The organism is Caulobacter sp. BE254, assembly GCF_031457295.1.
Classification (GTDB): Bacteria; Pseudomonadota; Alphaproteobacteria; order Caulobacterales; family Caulobacteraceae; genus Caulobacter.
Window position 1 is genome coordinate 385,566 of sequence record NZ_JAVDWJ010000003.1, and the last position, 23,047, is coordinate 408,612.

General features: G+C 69.0%; 20 protein-coding genes and 1 tRNA gene. 7 read left to right on the forward strand and 14 right to left on the reverse strand.

All coding sequences use genetic code 11. The features are described from left to right. Positions 1-25: 25 nt before the first annotated feature. The 5 genes from J2X41_RS08590 to J2X41_RS08610 all read right to left on the reverse strand — a co-directional run bounded on the left by J2X41_RS08590 (position 26) and on the right by J2X41_RS08610 (position 5,972). Positions 26-1,528: a glycoside hydrolase family 32 protein gene (locus J2X41_RS08590; RefSeq protein ID WP_310081176.1), complete on the reverse strand. Its 1,503-nt coding sequence runs from the start codon at positions 1,526-1,528 to the stop codon at positions 26-28. Further along, positions 1,525-2,901, reverse strand: coding sequence for a sugar porter family MFS transporter (locus J2X41_RS08595; RefSeq protein ID WP_310081178.1), 1,377 nt, complete (start codon positions 2,899-2,901; stop codon positions 1,525-1,527). Before J2X41_RS08595 ends, J2X41_RS08590 begins: the two co-directional genes overlap by 4 nt. Continuing rightward, positions 2,898-3,860: an ROK family protein gene (locus J2X41_RS08600; protein WP_310081179.1), complete on the reverse strand. Its 963-nt coding sequence runs from the start codon at positions 3,858-3,860 to the stop codon at positions 2,898-2,900. Before J2X41_RS08600 ends, J2X41_RS08595 begins: the two co-directional genes overlap by 4 nt. A gap of 51 nt (positions 3,861-3,911) precedes the next feature. Next, positions 3,912-5,279: a glycoside hydrolase family 3 C-terminal domain-containing protein gene (locus J2X41_RS08605; RefSeq protein ID WP_310081180.1), complete on the reverse strand. Its 1,368-nt coding sequence runs from the start codon at positions 5,277-5,279 to the stop codon at positions 3,912-3,914. 616 nt (positions 5,280-5,895) lie between these two features. Beyond that, positions 5,896-5,972 (reverse strand) — tRNA-Arg (locus J2X41_RS08610). A gap of 213 nt (positions 5,973-6,185) precedes the next feature. Here J2X41_RS08610 and ggt point away from each other — a divergent pair. Then, complete coding sequence (gene ggt, locus J2X41_RS08615) at positions 6,186-7,910, forward strand: gamma-glutamyltransferase (RefSeq protein WP_310081181.1); 1,725 nt, start codon at positions 6,186-6,188, stop codon at positions 7,908-7,910. A gap of 149 nt (positions 7,911-8,059) precedes the next feature. Here the strand turns inward: ggt and J2X41_RS08620 are convergent, their stop codons facing one another. The 5 genes from J2X41_RS08620 to J2X41_RS08640 are packed head-to-tail and all read right to left on the reverse strand — an operon-like array spanning position 8,060 to position 12,258. Next, positions 8,060-9,574, reverse strand: coding sequence for a HAMP domain-containing sensor histidine kinase (locus J2X41_RS08620; protein WP_310081183.1), 1,515 nt, complete (start codon positions 9,572-9,574; stop codon positions 8,060-8,062). A gap of 9 nt (positions 9,575-9,583) precedes the next feature. Next, a complete protein-coding gene (locus J2X41_RS08625; protein ID WP_310081184.1) occupies positions 9,584-10,321 on the reverse strand; it encodes a TVP38/TMEM64 family protein in 738 nt (245 codons plus the stop codon). Then, positions 10,318-11,394: a quinone-dependent dihydroorotate dehydrogenase gene (locus J2X41_RS08630; RefSeq protein ID WP_310081185.1), complete on the reverse strand. Its 1,077-nt coding sequence runs from the start codon at positions 11,392-11,394 to the stop codon at positions 10,318-10,320. The genes J2X41_RS08625 and J2X41_RS08630 overlap by 4 nt, the downstream gene beginning before the upstream one ends. 10 nt (positions 11,395-11,404) lie before the next feature. Beyond that, entirely contained in the window at positions 11,405-11,749 is a 345-nt protein-coding gene (locus J2X41_RS08635) for a DUF952 domain-containing protein (protein WP_310081186.1), read from the reverse strand. Further along, positions 11,746-12,258: a histidine phosphatase family protein gene (locus J2X41_RS08640; protein ID WP_310081187.1), complete on the reverse strand. Its 513-nt coding sequence runs from the start codon at positions 12,256-12,258 to the stop codon at positions 11,746-11,748. The genes J2X41_RS08635 and J2X41_RS08640 overlap by 4 nt, the downstream gene beginning before the upstream one ends. A 77-nt stretch (positions 12,259-12,335) precedes the next feature. Between J2X41_RS08640 and J2X41_RS08645 the strand changes: the two genes are divergently transcribed. The 3 genes from J2X41_RS08645 (at position 12,336) to J2X41_RS08655 (ending at position 15,104) form a co-directional block, all read left to right on the forward strand. Next, positions 12,336-13,493: a homoserine O-acetyltransferase gene (locus tag J2X41_RS08645; protein WP_310081188.1), complete on the forward strand. Its 1,158-nt coding sequence runs from the start codon at positions 12,336-12,338 to the stop codon at positions 13,491-13,493. 154 nt (positions 13,494-13,647) lie between these two features. Further along, positions 13,648-14,304: a methionine biosynthesis protein MetW gene (metW, locus tag J2X41_RS08650; RefSeq protein WP_310081189.1), complete on the forward strand. Its 657-nt coding sequence runs from the start codon at positions 13,648-13,650 to the stop codon at positions 14,302-14,304. Then, positions 14,301-15,104, forward strand: a complete 804-nt coding sequence (locus J2X41_RS08655) for an endonuclease/exonuclease/phosphatase family protein (RefSeq protein WP_310081190.1) — start codon at positions 14,301-14,303, stop codon at positions 15,102-15,104. The genes metW and J2X41_RS08655 overlap by 4 nt, the downstream gene beginning before the upstream one ends. Here J2X41_RS08655 and J2X41_RS08660 read toward each other — a convergent pair. Continuing rightward, complete coding sequence (locus J2X41_RS08660) at positions 15,034-16,569, reverse strand: phospholipase D-like domain-containing protein (protein ID WP_310081191.1); 1,536 nt, start codon at positions 16,567-16,569, stop codon at positions 15,034-15,036. The two genes, J2X41_RS08655 and J2X41_RS08660, sit on opposite strands and share 71 nt — an antisense overlap. A 92-nt stretch (positions 16,570-16,661) precedes the next feature. On the opposite strand from J2X41_RS08660, the gene J2X41_RS08665 reads away from it, so the two are divergent. Next, positions 16,662-18,218, forward strand: coding sequence for an MFS transporter (locus tag J2X41_RS08665; RefSeq protein ID WP_310081192.1), 1,557 nt, complete (start codon positions 16,662-16,664; stop codon positions 18,216-18,218). A gap of 184 nt (positions 18,219-18,402) precedes the next feature. Here the strand turns inward: J2X41_RS08665 and J2X41_RS08670 are convergent, their stop codons facing one another. Then, the gene (locus J2X41_RS08670) at positions 18,403-18,747 is read right to left on the reverse strand and encodes a P-II family nitrogen regulator (protein ID WP_028038154.1); all 345 of its coding nucleotides are present in this window, start codon (positions 18,745-18,747) and stop codon (positions 18,403-18,405) included. A gap of 29 nt (positions 18,748-18,776) precedes the next feature. Continuing rightward, on the reverse strand, positions 18,777-19,598 hold the full coding sequence (locus J2X41_RS08675) for a methyltransferase domain-containing protein (protein WP_310081193.1): 822 nt from the start codon (positions 19,596-19,598) through the stop codon (positions 18,777-18,779). A 100-nt stretch (positions 19,599-19,698) separates the two neighbouring features. On the opposite strand from J2X41_RS08675, the gene gloB reads away from it, so the two are divergent. Beyond that, the gene (gene gloB, locus J2X41_RS08680) at positions 19,699-20,445 is read left to right on the forward strand and encodes a hydroxyacylglutathione hydrolase (protein ID WP_310081194.1); all 747 of its coding nucleotides are present in this window, start codon (positions 19,699-19,701) and stop codon (positions 20,443-20,445) included. Further along, entirely contained in the window at positions 20,442-20,909 is a 468-nt protein-coding gene (locus J2X41_RS08685) for a cupin domain-containing protein (protein WP_310081195.1), read from the forward strand. Before gloB ends, J2X41_RS08685 begins: the two co-directional genes overlap by 4 nt. A gap of 169 nt (positions 20,910-21,078) precedes the next feature. On the opposite strand, the gene J2X41_RS08690 is transcribed toward J2X41_RS08685, so the two are convergent. Next, a complete protein-coding gene (locus J2X41_RS08690) occupies positions 21,079-22,980 on the reverse strand; it encodes an oligopeptide:H+ symporter (protein ID WP_310081196.1) in 1,902 nt (633 codons plus the stop codon). Positions 22,981-23,047 lie beyond the last annotated feature (67 nt).

Below are 23,047 nucleotides of genomic sequence, written 5' to 3' on the forward strand. Positions count from 1 at the left end.
GTCAAAGCACTAGACCTGCATCAGCTCAGCGGGCCTTGGGCTTGGCCAGCGTCCATGCGTCCAACTTCCGGATCGTCGCCGCCCCGCCCCGCACGCTCGCCGACCATTTCAAGTCGCCGCCGCCGGGGAAGAACCGGTCGGTGATCGTCGCCGTACCATCGTTGACGTAGAGCTCGATGATCGACTGGTCGACGAGCACCCGCAGCTTGACCTTGCCGCTCTTGAGATCGACGGGCGCGGCATGGCGGCCGGTGAAGCTGTCGTGGAAGTGCGGCCCCGAACGCGAACGGTCGATAAAGACCTCGTTGGCGGCCGGCGCTACACCGATCACTGTCTGGTAGCCCTTGGCGTCGGTGAGCACGAGGTCCGCGTGTTCTGCGGCGCCGACATCCATCTCGACCTGCAGTTCGACGGCGCCGCCCGTCACCGGCAGGGCGACCGGCTTTTCGCCTAGACGGATACGCTGCGCCGTCTTGTGACCGGTGCGCCACCGCTCAAGCTCGCTCACGGGAGCCTGGGCGATGCGGTAGCCGTCTGCCGTCTTGAGCAGCCGCACCGTCCGCGGAACCGACATCAGGCCGCGCGCCGGATCCGCCGGGATATCCTGCGCATAGTCCCAGTTGTTGGCCCAGCCGATCCAGATGCGGCGAGGATCCTTGGCCGGCATGTCGTTCCATGAGACCGCCGCGTAGAAGTCAGCGCCCCAGTCCATCCAGCGCGGGGCCTCGCCCCAGTTCGTGACCGGGGTGAACCTGGCGCCGTCGAAATCGCCGACGAAATACTGCCCGCCCGAACCGCCCGCGACCCCGCTGTCGCCGAGATTGACGCTCAGCACCCAGCGCTTCTCGCCTGGCCGGCCGCCTTCGACCGGAAGCTCGAACAGGTCGGGGCATTCCCAGTTCTTGCCGCGCGCGCCCATCGGGCCAAAGTCGCTGGCGTGGGTCCAGTCCTTCAGGTTTGTGGAGGTGTAGAAGGAGACCCTATTCTCCGCCGCCAGCACCACGGCCATGACCCAGCGCTTGGTCGCCGCGTGCCAGAAGACCTTGGGGTCGCGGAACTCGGTCGAGCCGATGTCGAGCACCTTGCCGTGGACCGTGAAGGTGCGTCCGCGATCGTTGCTGTAGGCTAGGAATTGCGACTGGTTCTTTGTCTCGGGATTGAACCCCGTATAGATCGCGATCATCGGCGGCCGGCCGTTTTGGCCCAGGCCGCTGGTGTTGTTCCAATCGATCACCGCGTTTCCCGAGAACGCCATCACGTCCGTCTCGGGGATGGCGACCGGAAGTTCCTTCCAGGTCGTCAGGTCGCGGCTCACCGCATGACCCCAGCTCATGTGACCCCAACGGTCGCCATGGGGATTGTACTGGAAGAACAGGTGATATTCGCCGTCGTAATGGACCAGGCCGTTGGGATCGTTCATCCAGTTGCGCGCCGGCGCGAAGTGATAGGTGGGGCGCGGGTTGGCCACGGGCTCGGCGGCGACCGGCGAAAGCATCGTCGAGGCGGCCATCAGCATTGGCACGATCATCGGCCGGCCCTTTCCAGGTTCATATCCTCGAGCGAGATGCCATTGGTCTCGGGCATCACCTTCCACACCCAGAAGAACTGCAGCAGCATCATCGCGCCGAAGAAGGCGAACACCCATCCGCCGACGTGGGTCGCGAACACCGGGAAGGCCCAGGTGATCGCGGCCGCCATGATCCAGTGAGTGGTGCTGCCCAGCGCCTGGCCCTTGCCGCGCACGGTGTTGGGAAAGATCTCGGAGATGAAGACCCAGATCACCGCACCCTGCGAGATGGCGAAGGCGGCGATGAAGCCCAGCAGGCCGACCAGCACCAGCGTGCCATTGGGCGTCTTGCTTTCGAACTGCCAGGCGACGAGGAACAGCGCCGCGGCGGTGGCGATCGATCCGAAGAACAGCAAGGGCCGCCGGCCGAAGCGGTCGATCAGGAACATCGCGGCGATGGTGAAGACCAGGTTGGTGCCGCCGATCGCGATCGACTGCAGCATCGCGCTGTCGGCGGCCGCGCCGCTCAGCTCGAAGATGTGCGGCGCGTAGTAGAGCAGCGCATTGATGCCCGAGAGCTGGTTGAACATGGCGATCGCGATCGCGCAGGCGACGGGGAACGAGTGCGCCCCGGTGAACAGCTTGCCCGTGGCATGACTGGCGGCGACGTCGCGGGCCGTGGCCTCGCGCATGTGGCGCATGTCTTCGGCCGGATCGGGGAAGCCCAGTCGATCCATGACCGTCAGGGCCTGGGCGTCACGATCGGCCGACACCAGCCAGCGCGGGCTCTCCGGCAGGACCAGGGTAACGGCCAGGAACAGCGCCGAGGGGATGGTGACGATGCCGAACATCCACCGCCACGCCATGTCCGGCGAAACCAGGCCGGCGACGACATAGTTGGAGATGAAGGCCAGCAGGATCCCGAACACGATGTTGAGCTGGTTCAGCGCCACCAGTCGACCGCGGACGTGGGGCGGCGAGACCTCGGCGATGTAGATGGGGGCGATGACCGAGGCTGCGCCGATCGCCAGACCGCCCAGGAAGCGGAAGGCCAGGAACACTGGCCAGGTCTCGGCCAGCGCGGTGCCCAACGACGACACGACATAGGCGATGGCGACTGTGAGCAGCACAGGCTTGCGGCCAAAGCGGTCCGAGGGCGAGCCGGCGACCAGCGCCCCCACGATCGTGCCGATCAACGCCGAGGCGACGGTGAAGCCAAGATGGGCGTCGCTGAGCGCGAAGCGTTCTTGGAGCGCGGAGGTGGCGCCGGAAATCACCGCGGTGTCGAGCCCGAACAGCAGGCCGCCCAGGGCGGCCCCGGCCGCGCTCAGGATCGTGATGAGGGTCACGCGCTTATGCGCGCGCCCCGCCGTGGGCAGATGCTTGTCGCTCATGAGATCAGGCTTTCTGTCTTGGATGAGTCCAGCGCGCCGACCGCCCAGTGCATCGGCCATCGGCCGGCGACGTGGCGGTAGGCGAGCGCGAGCGCGCCGGTGAAACCGGCCGAGGAGCCGGCGCTCGGCCGGGCGATGTAGTCGGTTGGGTCAAGCTCTCGAAGACTGGCGTCATAGCCCGCCAGCTTGCGCACAAGCGCCTCGCGAACCAAGCCGTACATGTGCGGCCGCATCACCCCGCCCCCGACGATGATCCGGTCGGGCCGGAGCGTGTAGGTCAGGCTCGCGCAGAGCTCGGCGACATAGTGGGCCGCCATCGGCCAGGCGGGATGGGCGTCGGAGAGATCCTCGGCGGGCACGCCCCATCGCACGCGCATCGCCGGCCCGCGCGCCATGCCTTCCAGGCAATCGCCGTGATAGGGGCACGAGCCCGGGAAATCGGTGTCGCCATCGGCGCGCACCACGCGGATGTGTCCGGCTTCGGGATGATTGGCGCCGTTATGCGGCGCGCCGTTGATCAGCAGGCCCACGCCGATCCCGGTCCCCACGGTGACATAGCAGAAGGTGTCCAGGCCGCGCCCGCCGCCGAACAAGAGCTCGCCTACCGCGGCGGCGTTGACGTCGGTGTCCAGCACCATCGGCACGCCCAAGGTCCGCCGGAAGTGGCCGAGCAGGTCGGCGCCGGGCCAGCCGGGCTTGGGCGTGGAGGTGATGCGGCCATAGTCGCTGGCGGTCGCTCGCAGCGACAGCGGCCCGAAGCTGCCGATGCCGAGCGCGGCCATAGGACCATGGCGTTCGGCGGCCTGGGTGAAGAAGTCGCTGGCGGCCGTCAATGTCTGGACCGGCGTTGTGGTCGGGATGCGGATTTCCTCGAGGATCGCGCCGTCCTCGCGGGCGACGCCGCACAGGAACTTGGTTCCTCCAGCCTCGATACCGCCGATGATGAGAGGAGACGCCATTAGAGAAAACCTTGCTGTCTTGAACCTTGTTGAAGCCGCGCGCCGTTCGGCTCAGTCGGACCACGTCTTGGCGGCCATCCGCACATTGACGACCGAGCCGAGGTCTTCGGCGTCGCGGCCGAGCGCAAGGCCGTAGTCGCCGGCCGGCATCGACCAGCCGTTGTCCTTCCAGTCCGCCAGCAAACGAGGATCGATCGTCACCGTCACCTGCTGGCTCGCGCCAGGCTCCAGGGTGACGCGCTGGAAGCCGACCAGCCGCCGCGTGGGCTGCCCGGCGCGGCTGACCAGATAGAGTTGGGCGACCTCGTCGCCGGCGCGCTGGCCGGTATTGGTGACCGTGAAGGTCGCGGTTCTGCCCTTCACGGCCAGGCCGCCGGCCGAGAAGCGCGTGTAGCTGAGCCCGAAGCCAAAGGGGAACAGCGGCTTGGCGGCCTTGCGCGCGAACCAGCGATAGCCGACGTCGGCGCCTTCGATATCGTAGTCGGCATGGAGCTTGTCGCCACCCGGCGGGATGTCGTCAGCCGTATAGGGCTCGACCCAGTCGCTGCCGTCGAGCTTGGGGCGCGGGAGTTGCTCTTCGCTCGCCGGGAAGGTGATTGGCAGGCGTCCTGCCGGATTGGTCTGGCCGAACAGGACCGAGGCGATCGCCTGACCGCCACGCGCGCCCGGATACCAAGCCTCGATCACCGCGGCGGTCTTGCCCAGCCAAGGCATCTTCACCGGCCCGCCGGTCTCGAGAACGACGATCGTGTTGGGATTGGCGGCGGCGACGGCGGCGATCAGTTCATCTTGCCCATCGGGCAAGGAAAGGTCCGGCTGATCGAACCCTTCGGTGCGCCATTCGGTGGCGAAGACGATCGCGACCTCCGCGTGCCTGGCCTGCTCCACCGCGTCGGCGATGTAGCGACCATCACGGAAGGTGATCACAGCGCTCGGGGCCAGCGCCTTGATGGCCTCGAGCGGGCTTGAGCGATGGTACTGTTGTGACGCCGAACTGCCCGATGGCCCCACGGCGACCGGAATGGTGACCGCCGGCCCGGCTTCGCCTTGAACCTGGCTGGACCCGCCGCCCGACATCACGCCTCGGTCGGCATAGCCGCCGATCACCGCGATGCTCTTGGCCGACGCGGCCAGCGGCAGGACCGATCGTTCGTTGCGCAGCAGCACGATTCCCGCTCGCGCCACCTCTTCGGCGACCGCCGCGTTCTTGGCGAAGTCGATCTTGCCGCCGGGCGAGGCCGGATGCTTGTCCAGTCCGGCGGCGTAGATGGCCGTCAGGACGCGCGTGTTCATGTCGTCGAGCTTTACCGCGTAGCGCCGGTCGGAAGCCGCCTTCTGCTTGAGGGGATCACCGAAAAACACGGCCTTGTCGAGCTGTGAGCCCGATTGCTGATCCAGGCCATTGAGCGCGGCCTCCACGCCAGGCACGGCCTTGCCCCAGTCGGACATGACGAAGCCCTTGTAAGCCCAGTCTTGCTTGAGCACCTTGTTGAGCAGCCAGTCGCTGTCGCAGGACTTGCGTCCGTTCACGCGGTTGTATAGGCACTAGAGACTTATATCCATGACATGGGCGCGCATCTTTGAGCGCGCTCATTCATTTGGACATTTCGGAAGCGCATTTAGGGCCGCAAATTCACTCCAGATATTAATCCCGATATGGAAAAAACCTGGAGAAAACCTAGACTAATGTGGAAATCCCCACGCCATCGACGCCCTTGAGCGGTCTCTACTTCTAAGGACGGTCCAAGCCCTCCTCGTGATGCGATAGCCCTATAAGAAGTCGGTTATCGATCGTCGTCCAATGACACGACGGGGATTGGTCCTGGCCGCGAATCTGTAGGACTTCGCCCCCCATTCGCACCCAGCGGCACCAACACCCCGGCTAACGCACCTTCAACAATCCACAGCGAATTTGCCGACGCGCTACCAGCGAGAACGTCCGCGCGAGTTGCTTCCGGCCTGCTTCCGAGCAACCGAACAAGCAGCTCGCAGCCCGTGCATAGGACTCACAAGCAACTGAAATAATTTGAGAAAATGGCGCGCCCGGAACGATTCGAACGTCCGACCCTCAGATTCGTAGTCTGATGCTCTATCCAGCTGAGCTACGGGCGCGCATTGCCTTTCGGCGAGGCGGGGGAGATAGCCCGGACGATCCGGGGACGCAAGCGCCTTTTGATGCAGACCGCGCGAAGTTTGTGGAGAAGGGCTTGCGGGCCTTGACCCGCGAGGCTCGGCTCCCTTCTTGGGAGGAACGACCTTGGCCGCGCGGGGACCGCAACGGCGCGCTCCTCGTTTCCGTGACCGGGGTCCTCGAGAAAGTTCGCCATGCGTCTGATCGCCCCCCTGCTCGCTGTTCTGCTCGCCGGCTGCGCGCCGTTCGTGGCGGACGCCTCGCCGCCCGCCGCGACCCAAGCGGCGTCCTCGCCCGCCTACACGCCGCGCGGCATGGTGGCGGCGGCCAATCCGCTGGCGGTGGAGGCCGGCCTCAGGGTATTGCGCGACGGTGGGACGGCGGTGGACGCCGCGGTGGCGGTCCAGGCGGTGCTGGGCCTGGTCGAGCCGCAGAGTTCGGGCCTGGGCGGCGGGTCGTTCATGGTGTTCTACGACGCCAAGACCGGCAAGGTGACCGCCTATGACGGTCGCGAAAAGGCGCCCCAGGCGGCGACGCCGCAGCTGTTCATGGGTCCGGACGGCAAGCCGCTGAACTTCGTGACCGCGGTCCTTTCAGGTCGTTCGACGGGCGTGCCGGGGGCGGTGGGCATGCTGGCCCAGGCCCAGAAGGATCACGGCAAGGCCGCCTGGAACACGCTGTTCAAGGACGCCGAGCGCCTGGCCGACGACGGCTTCACGGTCAGCCCGCGCCTGGCCGGCATGATCAACAGCCCGCGCGTGCCGCAGAACGTGGCGCCGGACGTGATCGCCTATTTCACCAAGCCGGGCGGCCAGCGCTACCAGGCCGGCGACACCCTGAAGAACCCCGCCTACGCCGCCACCCTGCGCGACCTGGCCAGCAAGGGCGCCAGCGCCCTCTACGAAGGCCCGTTGGCCCAGCAGATCGTCGATCGTCTGCACCAGGGGGACTTGGCCTCCAGCATGACCCTGGCCGACCTGAAGGCCTACAGGCCGCGCTCGGCCGACGCCCTGTGCCGGCCGTGGAAGGTCTACACCGTCTGCGTGCCCAATCCGTCGTCGAGCGGCGTCTCGGTGCTCCAGGCGCTGATGATGCTGGAGCACACCGACATCGCCAAGCGCGGGCCGACCGACCCTGCGGCCTGGACGCAGTTGGCGGAAGCCGAGCGGGTCATGTACGCCGACCGCGACCGCTATGTCGGCGACCCGTCGTTCGTGAAGGTTCCGATCGAAGGCCTGCTCGATCCGGCCTATGTCGCCGAGCGGGCCAAGCTGATCGGCGAGACCGCCGGCCCGGCCCCGAGCTTTGGCCTGCCCAAGGGCGCGCCCGCGGTCGGACCGGACAAGACCCAGGAGCCGGCCGGGACGACCCACATGGTCATCGTCGACCCGATGGGCAACGTGGTGTCGATGACCACCACGGTCGAGAGCGTGTTCGGCTCGGGCCGCATGGTCGGCGGGTTCTTCCTCAACAACCAGCTGACCGACTTCAACTTCGACCCGCAGGACGGCGACGGCGCGCCGGGGGCCAACGCCGTGGCGGGCGGCAAGCGGCCGCGCTCGTCGATGGTTCCGATCGTGGTGCTGGACAAGGACGGCAAGTTCCTGGCCGCCGTGGGCTCGCCGGGCGGCTCGGCGATCCTGTCCTACAATCTGAAGGCCATGGTCGGGGTGTTCGACTGGGGCCTGACCATGCAGCAGGCGATCAGCCTGCCCAACCTGGTGGCGCGCGGCGACAGCTTCTCGGCCGATGTCGAGAAGTTCGGACCGGAGATGACCGCCGCCCTGCAGGCGCGGGGCGTGGCGATCAGGACCGGCCAGAACGAGACCTCGGGCCTGCACGGCGTGATCGTGCGGCCCGGCGGCGTGCTGGAAGGCGGGGCCGACCCCCGGCGCGAGGGCGTGGCCAAGGGGCTTTAGTTTTATATCCGCCCATCCCGGCGAATGCCGGGACCCAGATGGAATGGCTTTGAGGCTGACGCCAAGAGCGCTGAGCCTTTCCAATCCGCCACACCGCTATGGGATCTGGGTCCCGGCATTCGCCGGGATGAGCGGGTTTCCTGAAACGCTCAGGGCTTGGACCGCGCCTTGGGCTTCGCAGGCTCCGGCGGCGTTTCCGGCAGGGGCTCGGGCGTTCCCGCCAGGGTCAGGTCGAACACCGAGCCGCCGGGCCCGGTCTCGACCAGGGCCAGGTCGCCGCCATGGCCCTGGGCCAGCTCGCGGGCGATGGCCAGGCCCAGGCCCGTGCCGCCACGCCGCACCGAGCCGACGAACGGCTGAAACAGGTTGTTGCGGGCCCTTTCCGGCACGCCGGGCCCGTCGTCGGACAGGCGCAGGATGCTCGCGCCCTCGGCGCGGCGCAGCTCGACGAACACCCGGCCCTTTCCGCCGCGGTCGGGCGCGCCCTCGATGGCCTCGCGGGCGTTGCGCAGCAGGTTGGTGAGGATGCGGTGCAGCTGGTCCGGATCGGCCAGCACCTGCTCACGGCCGTCGATCACGGTCTCCAGGGCCACGCCGGACGGCTGCAGGCCGGCGTCCTCGGCGGCCATGTCCAGCGCGGCGCGCAGCGGCGTGGCGCGCAGGGCCGGGGCCGGCTCCTTGGACTTGCCATAGGCCATCACGTCGCTGGCCAGGGTGATGGCCCGGTCCAAGGCCCGTTCCAGGCGCGGCAGGGCCTGGGCCACCTTGGGGTCGCCCAGGGCGGCCAGGCGGTCGGACGCCATCTGGGCGCTGGTCAGCATGTTGCGCAGGTCGTGATTGATCTTGGCCACCGCCTCGCCCAGCGCCGCCAGGCGGGCCTTGGCCTGCAGGGCGGTGATCAGGTCGGTCTGCATCATGTCCAGCTCGCGCTCGGCGCGGCCGATCTCGTCGCGGCGGCGCGAGACCACCACCCGGGCGGCGGGATCCTCGGGATTGGCCCGGAACCGCTCCATGGCCAGGGTCAGGCGCTGCATGGGCCGCACCAGCAGGAAGTTCAGCGACAGGTAGATCAGCCCGCCGGCCAGCCCCGCGACGAACAGGGTCACACCGGCCAGCCGCCCTAGGGTGGCGACCAACTGCGCTTTCAGCGGGGCGTCGGGCAGCACGATTTCGACGAACTCGGCCTCCTGGCGGAAGCGCGGTTCGGCCATCACCCGCACCATGCTGCCCGGCGCGCTCTTTAGGGTGAAGAACGGGGCGGCCAGCCAGGAGCCGGAGTTCTGCCGGCGCAGGTCGACCAGATAGGGCGGCTTGATCTTCAGGCCGCGCGGCTCGGCGGGCAGGACCAGGCGACGGGCGCCGTCGACCTCCAGGGCCACGATCACCACCCCGGCCTGATCGAGCAATTGCTGGGAGACCTTGTCGGTCACCCGGCGCTCGGGATCGGCGTCGGCGATGGTCGAGGCCAGTTCGGCGGCCCGCACGCGATCCAGCAGCCACTGCTTCTCGAAGTCGGCCAGGGCGGGCGGCAGGATGACGGCGCCAGCGATGGCCACGAACAGGGCGGTCAGCAGCAGCAGCCGCGCCGACAGGCCGCCGGGCCAGGGAAAGCGACGCCCTGGCTTGGGAGGGTCGGAAACTGCGGGCGCGACCGGCTCGGTCATTCGTCTGGGTTACTTCACGTCTGGGGCTTGGGCAACGCGGCGGTTTCGCCAATAGCGCCACAGGGGCGGCAGCAAGGCCAGGGCGCCCATCGCCGCGATCGGCAGGTAGATGCGCGGCGAGAACAGGGTGTGCATCGTCACCGGCTCGCCGCTGGCGAAGATGTGGCCCAGGCCCGCGCCGATCCCGGCATAGACGAACGAACTGGGGATCATGCCCAGGAACGAGGCCAGCAGATAGGTGCGCACCGGAATGTTCATCAGCCCCGACGCCACATTGACCAGCAGCAGCGGGAAGGCCGGGATCAGTCGCAGGGTGAGCAGATAGGAGAAGGCGTCGGCCTTGAAGCCCTCTTCGATCCGGGTCAGCAGGGCGCCGGGTTTCTGGCGCAGGAAATTCCCGAACGCCGAGCGGCAGACGAGATAGACCACGGTCGAGCCGCCGGTCGCGCCGGTCACCGCCGCCGCCCCGCCGCCGATCGGCCCGAACAGGAAGCCGCCGGTCAGGGACAGGATCAGGGCGCCCGGCAGCGAGATCGACACCGTGGCGATGTAGATCAGGATATAGATGGCCGCGCACTTCAGCGGGTTGGCCGCGGCGTAGGTTTGCAGGGCCTGTCCGTGGGCCTGCAGGGTCGCCAGATCGAGCTTGCCCGCCAGGCCGCTGGCCAGGGCGACGACCAGCAGGATCAGCAACGCGCCCAGCGGCCCGAACCGCCGCAGCCAGGCCAGGGTGGTGTCCGGCGTCATCCCGCGCCGACCGCGTCGGTGACCGAGGCGAAGCCCTCGGCGCGAAGCCTGGCGGCCAGTTCGCGCTTGATGCGCTGGACCAGGCCCGGCCCGCCATAGACCAGGGCCGAATAGAGCTGCACGGCGCTGGCCCCGGCGCGGATCTTGGCCAGGGCGTCGGCGCCGCTGGCGATCCCGCCCGCCCCGATCAGGGCCAGGCCGCCGCCGTCGGCCGCGCGGAAACGGGCCAGCATGGCGGTGGAGGCGGTCAGCAGCGGCCGGCCCGACAGCCCGCCGCCCTCGCCCTTGTCCGGCGAGGCCAGGTCGGCAGGACGAGCGATGGTGGTGTTGCTGACGATGATCCCGTCCAGGCCATTGGCGGCCACGGTCTCGACGATGGCCTCGACCTCGCCGTCCTCCAGGTCGGGCGCGACCTTCAGGAAGATCGGATAGTCGACCGTTCCAGCCGCCTTCAGCAGGCCCCGCGCCTCGGCGATCCGGCCCAGCAGCTCCTCCAGCGCCGCGCGGGTCTGCAGGGCGCGCAGGCCGGGGGTGTTGGGCGAGGAGATGTTGACGGTGAAATAGTCCGACAGGCCCCACAGCCGCGTCAGGCCGGCGACATAGTCGGCGATGCGGTCGGTCGCGTCCTTGTTGGCGCCGATATTCGCGCCGACGACGGGCGCGGGGCCGCCGGCGGCGCGCCGGGCCTTCAGGGCCGACAGCCGCGCGGCGAACGGCTCCAGCCCCTCGTTGTTGAAGCCCATGCGGTTGATCACCGCCTGGTCCCGGGTCAGCCGGAACAGGCGCGGCCGCGGATTGCCGGCCTGGGCCAGGGGCGTGACCGTGCCGCACTCCACGAAGCCGAAGCCGGCCCGGGACATGGCGGCGGGGACCTCGGCGTTCTTGTCGAAGCCGGCGGCCAGGCCCACGCAGTTAGACAGCGGCAGGCCGGCGATGTTGCAGGCCAGAATGGGATCGTCGACGTCGGACTGGCGCGGGCCCAGGCCCATCTTCAGGCCCTTGATCGCCCAACCGTGGGCGTTCTCGGGATCGAGGGCGTGCAGGGCGCGGGCGGCGATGTCGTGCAAGGTCATCGGGTCAGGCTCATGCGCTCAGGTCGCCCAGCACCGGCACGCCGTCGGCGTCGAGCGCGAGCGTCCGTTCGGCCAGAACCTCGTCCACCTTCAGAGGCCGGAACAGGTGCGGGAACAGGGCCCCGCCGCGCGAGGCCTCCCACTTCAGGGCCTCGCCCAGGGCGTCGGCCTCGACAGTCAGCAGCGTCAGCCCGGCCTGGCCCTTGAAGTACAGTTCGACGGTGCGCTGGGCGGTGTCGGGGCCGGAGAAGTGGATGAAGCCGTCGGCCAGGTCGACCGCCGAGCCGGCGAAGACGCCGGCCGCCTGGGCCGCGTCCCATTCGGCCTTGGGAAGGATCTTGTAGATCTTGCTCATTCGCCGCCGTGTCCGCCGTTTTCCGAAGCATAGAACAGGTGGCTCAAGGTGGGGGCTCCATCGGGGTCGATCGAGAACACCGCGACCGTCGCGGTAGGAAACTTGCCGCGCAGCTGGGCCAGCTTGGCGGGGTCGACCGGACCGCCCAGGGCCAGGCGCAGGGCCAGTTCGTGCAGGCCCGGATTGTGGCCCACCACCATCACCGTTCCGGTATCGGGCGCTTCCTCGCGAATCGCCGCCAGCACGTCCTGGGCCTCGGCGTGGTAGAGGTCGCGGCGGGTCGTGGCGCGCGCCTTGGGAAAGGCCGGCGCGACCGCGTCCCAGGTCTCGCGGGTGCGGCGGGCCGAGGAGACCAGGGCCAGGTCCGGCGACAGGCCGGCCTTGGCCAGGACCTGGCCCATCAGGGCCGCGTCGTTCTGGCCGCGCGGCGCCAGGGCGCGTTCGAAATCGCCGCCCGAAGCGGCGTGTGGCTCGGCCTTGCCGTGGCGCATGAGGATCAGTCGGTCCATGATCCTCCATAGCCTCCGCCGCGGCGCTCAGGAAGCGCGCGGTTGACACGGAAGGCGCCAAGCGGTCCAAGGCGGGCATGGCTGAACTCGACTTCGCCGGACCTGTGCTGTCGGAAGGCGGAACCTGGCGGTTCCCGCCCCATCAACCGCTGCGGCTGGACTCCGGCGCCCAGTTGGAAAACCTGGAGATCGCCTACCGCACCTGGGGCGAGCTGAACGCGGACGGCACCAACGCCATCCTGATCTGCCACGCCCTGAGCCTGGACCAGCACGTGGCCGGCGTTCATCCGGTCAACGGCAAGCCCGGCTGGTGGACGCGACTGGTCGGTCCCGGCAAGCCGGTCGATCCGGCCCGGCATTTCGTCATCTGCTCCAACGTGATCGGCGGCTGCGCGGGCTCGACCGGTCCTGCCTCGATCAATCCCAAGACGGGCAAGGCTTATGGCCTGACGTTCCCGGTAATCACCATCGCCGACATGGTGCGCGCCCAGGCCATGCTGGTCGAGGCCCTCGGGGTCGATACTCTGCTGGCCGTGGTCGGCGGCTCAATGGGCGGCATGCAGGTCCAGCAATGGGCGGCCGACTATCCGGACAAGCTGTTCAGCGCGGTGATCGTCGCCTCGGCCTCGCGCCATTCCGCCCAGAACATCGCCTTCCACGAGGTGGGCCGCCAGGCGATCATGGCCGATCCCGACTGGAAGGCCGGCGCCTACGCGGAGGGCAAGTCGCGGCCGGAAAAGGGCCTGGCCGTCGCGCGGATGGCCGCCCACATCACCTATCTGTCCGAACCGGCCCTGCAGCGGAAGTTCGGCCGCGAACTGCAGCGCGACGGCCTGTCGTGGGGCTTCGACGCCGACTTCCAGGTGGAGAGCTATCTGCGCCACCAGGGGGCCAGCTTCGTCGACCGCTTCGACGCCAACTCCTACCTCTACATCACCCGGGCCATGGACTATTTCGACCTGGCCGCCAGTCATGGCGGGGTGCTGGCCCAGGCCTTCGCCGGGGCGCGCCATGTGCGCTTCTGCGTGCTGTCGTTCACCAGCGACTGGCTCTACCCGACCGCCGAGAACCGCCACATCGTCCGCGCCCTGACCGCCGCCGGCTGCCGGGCCGCCTTCGTCGAGATCGAGAGCGACAAGGGCCACGACGCCTTCCTGCTGGACGAACCGGTGATGGACGCGGCGCTGCAGGGCTTCCTCGGTTCGGTGGAACGGGAGCGGGGGCTGTCCAAATGACACGTATGAACCAGACCCTCCCCCTGTGGGGAAGGCGGCCGAAGGCCGGTGGGGGGAGTTTTAGGGCGGCGCGTTCGGGACGTGATCGAAGCCGTATCACTCCCCCCTCCGTCGGCTTCGCCGACACCTCCCCCAAAGGGGGAGGGACTGCGGGATGATCCGCGAGGACTTCAAGGAGATCCTGCGCCTCGTCCGCCCAGGCGCCCGCGTGCTGGACGTCGGCTGCGGCGAGGGGGTGCTGCTGGACCTGCTGACCCGGGAAAAGCAGGTCGACGGCCGGGGGCTGGAGATCAGCGCCGCCGGCGTCGCCGCCTGCATGTCGCGCGGCCTGTCCGTGGTGCAGGGCGACGCCGACCAGGACCTCGACCACTTCCCCGACCGCACCTTCGACTACGCGGTGCTGTCCCAGACCCTGCAGGCCACGCGCCGGCCGCGGCACGTGCTGGACGAGCTGCTGCGCATCGCCGACCGGGCCGTGGTGTCGTTCCCGAACTTCGGCCACTGGCGCGTGCGCTGGTCGCTGCTGCACCGGGGGCGGATGCCGGAGACCGAGGCCCTGCCCCTGCCCTGGTGGGCGACGCCCAACATCCACCTGTGCACCCTGGCCGATTTCCTGGCCCTGACCGAAGACCTGGACGTGCGCATCGACGCCTGCGCCGCCTTCGCGGGCGCCGGCCCGGCCCGGCAGATCGACCCGACCAGGGCCATCGAGAACTGGCGGGCCGAAAGCTGCCTGTTCCTGCTCAGCCGCAATCCCCCGCCCGCTTCGACGGAACCTCCAGCCCCCTCAGGCGATCTCTTCGACGGATGAAGCTTCGTCTCATGACCTACAATGTCCACCGCTGCGTGGGCACGGACCGCAAGCTCGACGTCGAGCGTGTGGCCGAGGTCATCGCTGCGGAAAACGCCGACGTGGTGGCGCTGCAGGAACTGGACGTCCGCCGGGCCCGCACCAAGGGCGTGGACCAGGCCCACCGCCTGGCCGAACTGCTGAAGATGCGCTCGCATTTCCACCCCGCCATGGCGGTGGAGGAAGAGCTCTACGGCGACGCCATCCTGACCGCCCTGCCCGAGAAGAAGGTCAAGGCCGACGGCCTGCCGCTGTATCCGCGCATTCCGGGCCTGGAGCCGCGCGGGGCCATCTGGATCACGGTCGAGGTCGGTGGAACGCCGGTGCAGGTCATCAACACCCACCTGGGCCTGGTGCCCCAGGAACAGAAGCGCCAGGCCGCCGCCCTGCTGGGCGAACAGTGGATGGCGCACGAGGACTGGAAGGCTCCGGGCATCCTGCTGGGCGACTTCAACGCCAGTCCCTATTCGGCGACCTACCGCCTGCTGAGGACGGTCCTGCGCGACGCCCAGGGCCGCAGCGCCTCGTGGACCAGGACGCCGACCGCGACCTTCCCTTCCAGCTTCCCGTTCATGCGCATCGACCACGTCTTCCTGACCAAGGGGCTGGAGACTGTGGCGGTGCGCTCGCCGTACGGATCGTTGGCCAGAGCGGCCTCGGACCACCTGCCGTTGGTGGTCGACCTGGAGATCAGTCCTGCAGGTGATCCGGCAGGATCGGCGTCTGATGATCGTCCATCAGACGGTGCAGCTCGCGCTTGAGGCGCTTGCGGCGGCCCCAGGGGCGCCAGGCGTCGGTGGGCGAGATGGCGTCGCCCAGGCTCCAGTCGGCGATGAACTGCTGGACGCCGGTCAGCGGCTTGATCGGCACCGGTGCCAGGCGGCGGGGCTGGCCGTCCTTGCGATCCAGCGCGTTGATCGTCGCGGCCAGGCCGCCCAGGCGGTCGTAGGTCTCCAGCACGTACTCGGTCTCATGGTCGAGGAAGTGGCCGATCAGCCGGCCCAGGAACGCGCGGATCGCGGCGCGGCCGGCCTCGTCGGTCCCCTCGAAGGCGATGTCGCACTCGGTGTCCAGCCCGATCGAGCGGTTGTTGAGGTTGGCCGAACCCAGCCGCAGCACCCGGTCGTCCATGATCGCCACCTTGGAATGGACGATGATCGCCGCCCCCTTGGGCGTGCGGGCGCTGAACGCCGAGAAGCGGCCATGGATGTCGATCTCGCGCAGCCGGTTGATGGCCGAGGTGCGGGCGCTGTCCATGGTCATCTGGTCGAAATAGCTGGGACTGTGGGCCGGGCCCACTGTCACCACCTCGGGCCCGTCCGGCTCGGCCAGGCGGTCGGCCAGGGCTTCGACGATGATCGGCGAGGTCAGGTACTGGTTCTCCAGATAGACCAGCCGCTTGGCCGCCTTGATGCTGGCCAGGTGCATCAGCATCGTCTCGTTGATCTCGGGATCGTCCTTCCAGGCCGGTTGGGTGCGGCAGACGCCGACCGGCAGGTTGCGCAGGTCGGGAACCAGATGGTCCGGCCAGGGCGCTTCCTCCGGCTTTTCCGACCGCTCCAGCGCCTCGCCGGTCGATCTTCGCCAGCGGGCGATGAACAGGTCGCCCAGGGCCTCGGCGGCCTTGCCGTCGACCATCGCCGCGACCTCGTGGCGAGCGGGGTAGTGGCGGCCGGTGGGCAGGCGGCGGCGGGGATCGTTGTCCAGGTGCTGGGTGGTGTCCCAGCGGTCGACGCCGATGTCGCCGCCGCTGACCAGGGCCACCGAGCCGTCGACCACGACCACCTTCTGGTGATGGCTGGCGCTGGCCGGCAGGGTGTTGTCCAGGTGGTACTTCACCCGCGAACCGGTGAAGAACACCTGGCCGCGATGGGGTCCGAACAGCTGCGAGGCGGCGATAGGGAACGGCATGTCCCAGACCAGGATCCGCACGTCGAGGCCGGGGTTCAACGCCGCCTGGCGGCGCAGCAGCAGGCCGATGCGGTCCACGTGCCGGGGGTCGCGGCTCTTGCGCACCCGGTCGGGATCCAGGCGCGTCAGCGGGTCGAACACCCAGGCCAAGATCCAGATCGACGTCTTGGCCGACAGCAGGATGGACTTCAGCGCGTCGAACGCCTCGTCGTTGTCGATGAACAGCGCCAGCCGGTCGGCCTGCTCCACGCGCCAGCAGGTGGCGCCCGGTCGAAGCAGCGAAGCGGAAGTCAGCGAGGATGCGTCGTCGGCCATATCGCCCCTTGTGCCATGGAAATTCGTCAACGCACGGACCCATGTTATGGCTCCGCTTGGATAGAACGCTGACGCATGTTTGTTGGACGCCCATGACAGCCCAGACCCCCGCCCATCACGTCCTCGCCGACCGCAAGCGCCTGTGGGCCTTCTGGCTGGGCTGCCTGGTGGTCACCGCCGGCGTGGTCCTGCACCTGCCGATGTACCTGATGGGGGCCGACATCGGCTACCAGCTGGCCGGCATGAAGATGGACCTGGGCATGACCGTGGGCATGCTGATCATCCCGCCCGGCTGCGCCCTGGCCGGCTGGGGCCTGCTGCCCCGGCGCGGCGTCGACCATCACCTGGAGCACACGATCGAGGTCACGCCGCCCGAGGACGCCCCGCTGTCCTTGGCCCACTGGGGTCTGATGCTGGTGTTGGTGGTGGCCCTGGTCATCGACATCATGAAGCCGGCCAGCCTGGGCTTCGTGGTGCCCGGCATGATCAAGGAGTACGGGGTGACCAAGGCCATGGTCGCCTGGCTGCCGTTCGCAGCCCTGACCGGCACCGTCGCCGGCTCGATCATCTGGGGCGCCCTGGCCGACGTGTTCGGGCGGCGGGCCTCGATCCTGCTGTCGGCGGTGATGTTCGTCGGCACCTCGATCTGCGGGGCCATGCCCGATTTCTGGTGGAACGTGATCATGTGCTTCATGATGGGCGCGGCGGCCGGCGGGCTGCTGCCCGTGGTCTACGCCCTGCTGGCCGAGACCATGCCGTCCAGGCACCGCGGCTGGGCCCTGGTGCTGGTCGGCGGCCTGGGCGCGGTCGGCGGCTACCTGGCCTCGTCCGGCTGCTCGGCCTGGCTGCAGCCGGTGTTCGGCTGGCGGATCATGTGGTTCCTGAACCTGCCGACGGGGCTGATCCTGATCGCCTTGTCCGGCCTCATTCCCGAATCGGCCAAGTTCCTGATGGCCATCGGCCGCCTCGACGCCGCCCACGCGGTGATGAAGCGGTTCGGCTCGGTGGTTCGCGAGAAGGAGGACCGGCCCGAGGATCACCATCACGTCCTGACCCCGCCGCCGGTCGAGCGGCGCTTCATCGGCAAGACCGCCGCCCTGAGCATCGCGGCGGTGGCCTGGGGCCTGGTCAATTTCGGCCTCCTGCTGTGGCTGCCGGCCGAGCTGGTCGCCGAGGGCCACAGCGTCGGCGTCTCCAGCCAGCTGCTGGCCAAGTCGGCCCTGATCGCCTTCCCGACCGTGTTCGTCTGCGCCTTCCTCTATAGCCGCTGGAGCACCAAGTGGTCGATGGCGGCGACGATTGCCGTTAGCGCTTTGGGCGTGGCCGGCGTGCTGACCATCGGCCCCGGCGTCAGCCCGGTGCTGCCGGTGGCGCTGATGATCATCGGCACCAACGGCCTGCTGGCCATCCTGCTGCCCTATACGGCCGAAAGCTTTCCCTTACGGATCCGCGGCCGGGCCACCGGCTGGGTGGCGGCGTGCAGCAAGTCGGGCGGGCTGATCGCCCAGCTGCTGGGCATCCTGGCGGCCGTGCCGCCGCTGAAGGTCGCCGCCCTGATGATCATCGCCCCGCTGGCCCTAGCCCTGGTCCTGGTGGCGTGGTTCGGCACCGAGACGCGCGGCCGGGACCTGCGGGAGCTGGAGGGGTAAGGAAGGCCGCCTCCTGATCGATCCAGGCCCCTCGTCCCCAAAAGGTTGTCATCCCGGCCGCAGCGAAGCGGAGAGCCGGGATCCAGGGCGGTCGCACCGCCTTCGCCCAGTCCTCTGGGTCCCGGACAGCCTCTGCGAGGCTTCCGGGAGGACAACAATAGAGGCTTTGAGAGCCCCGGCTTGATCAGCCCGCGATCGCTGCCGCGTCGCGTTCGCCGGTGCGGATGCGCAGGGCCTGCTCCAGGTCCAGCACGAACACCTTCCCGTCGCCGATCTTACCGGTGTTGGCGGTGCGCTGCAGAGCCTCGACCACCGGCTCGACCACGTCGTTGGCCACGGCGATCTCCAGCTTGACCTTGGGCAGCAGCTTCACCTCGTATTCGGCGCCGCGATAGACCTCGGTCTTGCCCTTCTGCCGGCCGTAGCCGCGAACCTCGGTGACCGTCAGGCCCGAGGCGCCCGCCTCGGTGACCGCCTCAAGCACGGCGTCCAGGCGACTGGGCTTGATAACGGCGACGATCATCTTCATGGCGCGGCTCCCGCTGACGACGGCTTGTTCTACGGCTTGAAGCTAGGCCCGGGAATCGATGGCTCCAAGGGCCTAGCGGCATTTAGAGTACCTGGCGCCTTTCGAACAGGCGCCGTCCTGACCGGAGCGGGGCCGCCCGGCGAGGGCGCGAGCACGCCCGGCGCGAACACCCGCACGCGGGCGCGGCTGCCGCGCGGCTTGACCGCGAAGGTCTGCTTGACCGCCTCCATCAGGATCAGGCCCGCGAAGCGCGGCCACAGGCGGGCCCCGACCTGCTCGAACCCCTCGGCCCAGCGCGCGGCCACCCCCAGGGGCGGGGCGTAGAGGGCGCGGGTCCAGCCGGCGGGCTCCAGGTCCGCCTCGCGCAGCAGGGCCTCCAGCTGATGGCGGCTGAACGGACGGCCATGGCCGAAGGGCGTGCCCTCGGCCCCCGCCCACAGGCCGTCGCGCGAGGCCACGGCGACGATCAGCCGGCCGGACGGCGCCATCACCCGCCAGATCTCGCGCAATACCGCGCCCGGATCGTCGGCCTCCTCCAGCGCATGGACCGCCAGGATGCGGTCGAACATGGCGTTGGGGAACGGCAGGGCCGTCTCCTCGACCAGGGTGGCGGCGTTGGCGCCGCCGCTCGGCCAGACCTCAACGCCCTGGGCGGCCGGCATGGCGGCCACCACCCGGCGGGCCTGGGTGCGGGCCTTGTCGAGAAACGGCGTGGCGTAGCCCAGGCCCAAAACGTCCAGCCCGCGCGCGTCGCCCCACGCCTCCTCGACCTTGCGGCCCAGCATCTCGCGGGCCGCGCGCCCGAGCGGACTGGCGTAGAACGCTCTGAGATCGAGCACGTCGCGGCGCATTGAGTCTCCCGATCGATCACATCATCTATGTAGGCGGGCGGGCCCCTGGCGTCACGTCCCCGTCCACCAAAAGGACTTGGCCCTGTCCGGAGTCGAAACCATGTCGCTGACCGTTCACCAGTTTCCCTGCCTGTCGGACAATTACGGCTTTCTCGTGCGCGACGACGCCACCGGGACGACGGCGACCATCGACACGCCCGACGCCGACGCCATCCTCGCCGAACTTGCCAAGCTGGGCTGGACCCTGGACCTGATCCTCAACACCCACTGGCATCCCGACCACGCCGGCGGCAACGCGGCGATCCAGGCGGCGACCGGGGCGACGGTGGTCGGCCCCCAGGAGGTGACCCGCATCGCCCCGCTCGACCGTCCGGTCGGCCAGGGCGACACGGTGATGCTGGGCGAGACCTCGCTGTCGGTGATCGACACCGGCGGCCACACCCTGGGGCACATCGCCTATCACGACGCCGCCGACCGCATCGCCTTCGTCGGCGACACCCTGTTCGCCCTGGGCTGCGGCCGCCTGTTCGAGGGCACGGCCGAGCAGATGTGGGGCTCGCTGTCCAAGCTGGCCGCCCTGCCCGACGACACCACGGTCTATTGCGCCCATGAATACACCGCCTCGAACGCCCGCTTCGCCCTGTCGGTGGACGACGCCCCGGCGCTGAAGGACCGGGCCGAGACGGTGTTCGCCGCCCGCCAGCGCGGCGAGCCGACCGTACCCACGACCATCGGCCTGGAGAAGGCGACCAATCCGTTCTTGCGCGCCCCGCTGCTGCGCCCCCATCTGCCCCCGGCCGAAGCGTTCGGCGAGATTCGCGCCGCCAAGGACGGCTTCAAGGGATGAGCTTTATGGGTTCTGGCCTCCAGGGCCTTTCCGGGGATCTGGGCGGCAAGGAGATCATCCGCCTGCTCGACCTGCAGCCGCACCCTGAGGGCGGCTGGTATCGCCGGACCTTCGAGGACGAGGCGCTGGTCGACGGCCGCCCGGCCTCGACGGCGATCTACTACCTGCTGCAGGCCGAGGAAATGTCGGCCTGGCACCGGATCGACGCGGTCGAGACCTGGCACTGGTACGCCGGCGCGCCGATCTCCCTGACCCTGGCGCCGCCCGACGGCGTCGGCATGACCGCCCACACCCTGGGCCCGGACCTGCGCGCCGGCTGCCGGCCGCAGCTGATCGTGCCGACCGGCTGGTGGCAGACCGCCGTCAGCCTGGGCGCCTGGACCCTGGTCGGCTGCACCGTCGCGCCGGGCTTCCGGTTCGAGGGCTTCGAACTGGCGCCGGAGGGATGGCGGCCGACGGCATAGGCCGAGCCGGACGCCCCCTCCGTCACGATGCGTATCCGCATCGCGCCACCTCCCCCGCGATGCGGGTGAGGAGGAAGCAGGCCTGTTCTCCTCCCCCGTGAAACGGGGGAGGTGGCGGCGAAGCCGACGGAGGGGGCGTCCTCGGCCGAAAGCCTCGCGGAGCGGTTCGTCAAGGCGCGATGGACGCCGGCTCGGCGGCCGGCTCGGGAGTGGTGTCGTCCGAGCCGTGCGACCACTTCCTGAGGACCGGCGACAGGGCCAGGAACAGCACCCCGATGCCGATCGAGATCAGGCCGATCACCTTGAACACCAGCAGCGACTGAACCATGGCCGCGGCCGGATCCAGCACCTGGCCGCCGATGGTCTCGCTGGACGCGATGGCCGCGATCCAGCCGCCGAACAGGTTGGCCATGGCCAGGGCCATGTACCAGACGGCCATCACGAACGAGACGATCGACAGCGGCGACAGCTTGGTCATCTGCGACAGGCCGACCGGCGACATGAACATCTCGCCCGAGGTGTGCAGCATGTACATGACGACCAGGAAGACCAGCGGCATGCGGAACGCGCCGTCGGCGAAATGAGCGCCGATCAGCAGGATCAGGAAGCCCGCGCCGACCTGGATCAGCGACAGGCCGAACTTGACCATCGGGCCCGGGTTGCGGCCGCGCTTGCCCAGGACAGTCCAGAGGGCTGCAAAGACGGGGGCGAAGATCAGGATCCAGCCGGCGTTGATCGCCTGGGTCTGGGCGGCGTTGAACGCGGTGTTGACCCACAGCTTGCCGGCCGTGCTCCAGCCCGCCGCCGCCAGCTGCTCGGGCGAGCCCAACACGACCGCGCCGCCGAACCACTTCACCGGGTGGGACAGCAGGGTCAGGTTGACGTTGGTGGCCGCGAACAGGTTCAGGGACGAGCCGGCCTGCTCGAACAGAGTCCAGAACACCACCGCGCCCAGCACCAGCACCGTGGCCAGCAGCAGCCGCTCGCGCTCGACCTTCTCGCACTTGGCGAAGGCGAACCACAGGATGTAGCCCAGCGAGCCGAACATGCCGGCGATCAGGGTGACGTTCACCACCGGGGTGAACTGCACCAGGAAGAAGACCAGCCCGACCACGCCCAGCGAGGCGGCGTAGATCACGCCCTCGCGGTTGATCGGGCCCAGCACCGGGGCCTTCAGCTTGCCCAGTTCCGGCGGCTCGCCCTTGCCCAGCAGCCAGGGCTTGCCCAGCACGAAGACGATGAAGCCGGCCAGCATGCCGATGCCGGCCATGCCGAAGCCCGCCGCCCAGCCGAGGTTGACGCCCAGTAGGCCGCAGAGGATGGCCGCCCAGAACGAACCCAGGTTGATGCCGTAATAGTAGAGGGTGAAGCCGGGGTCGCGGCGCGGATCGCCCTGCGGATAGAGCTGGCCCACCAGGGTGGCGACATTGGCCTTCATGAAGCCCACGCCGACGATGATCAGCGACAGCGCCAGCCAGAAGATGTTCAGGTACAGCGGATCGCGGTCCTTCACGCCCAGCTTGTACTGGCCCTTGGGCAGGACGCCCGGCAGGGCGGACTGGGCCGGCAGGTTCTTGATCTCGAAGTCGCCCTTCTCGTTGGCGGCGACCTCATAGGGCTTGTCGCCCACGACGATCCTGGCGACCCGCGCCTCGCCGCGGCCCTCGACCTGGAATTCGTAGGTCTGGCTGGCGTAGGTCAGGGTCTGGGTGGCCGGACGCCCCTCGACCGCCATGGCCAGGTGTCCCGCCACCAGCAGGATGGCGCCGAAGGCCACGGCCTTGCGGGTGCCCAGATAGCGGTCGGCCAGGAAGCCGCCCAGCAGCGGCACGATATAGACCAGCGAGGTGTAGGAGCCGTAGTGGCCGCTGGCGACCTTGGGGTCGAACAGGAAGTGCTGGGTCAGGTAGAAGATCAGCAGCCCGCGCATGCCGTAGTAGGAGAACCGCTCCCACATCTCGGCCAGGAAGCAGATGATCAGGCCGCGCGGATGGCCGCGCAGCAGCTGGATAAGCACGGGGACGCCGGTCACCAGGGTGACCAGGATGCCGGCGGCGACAACGATATTCATTCACGAACCTTGAAACGTACAAGCGAGCGGGCGACCAGCAGGTGGTTTCGCCCTCCCCTCCCCAATC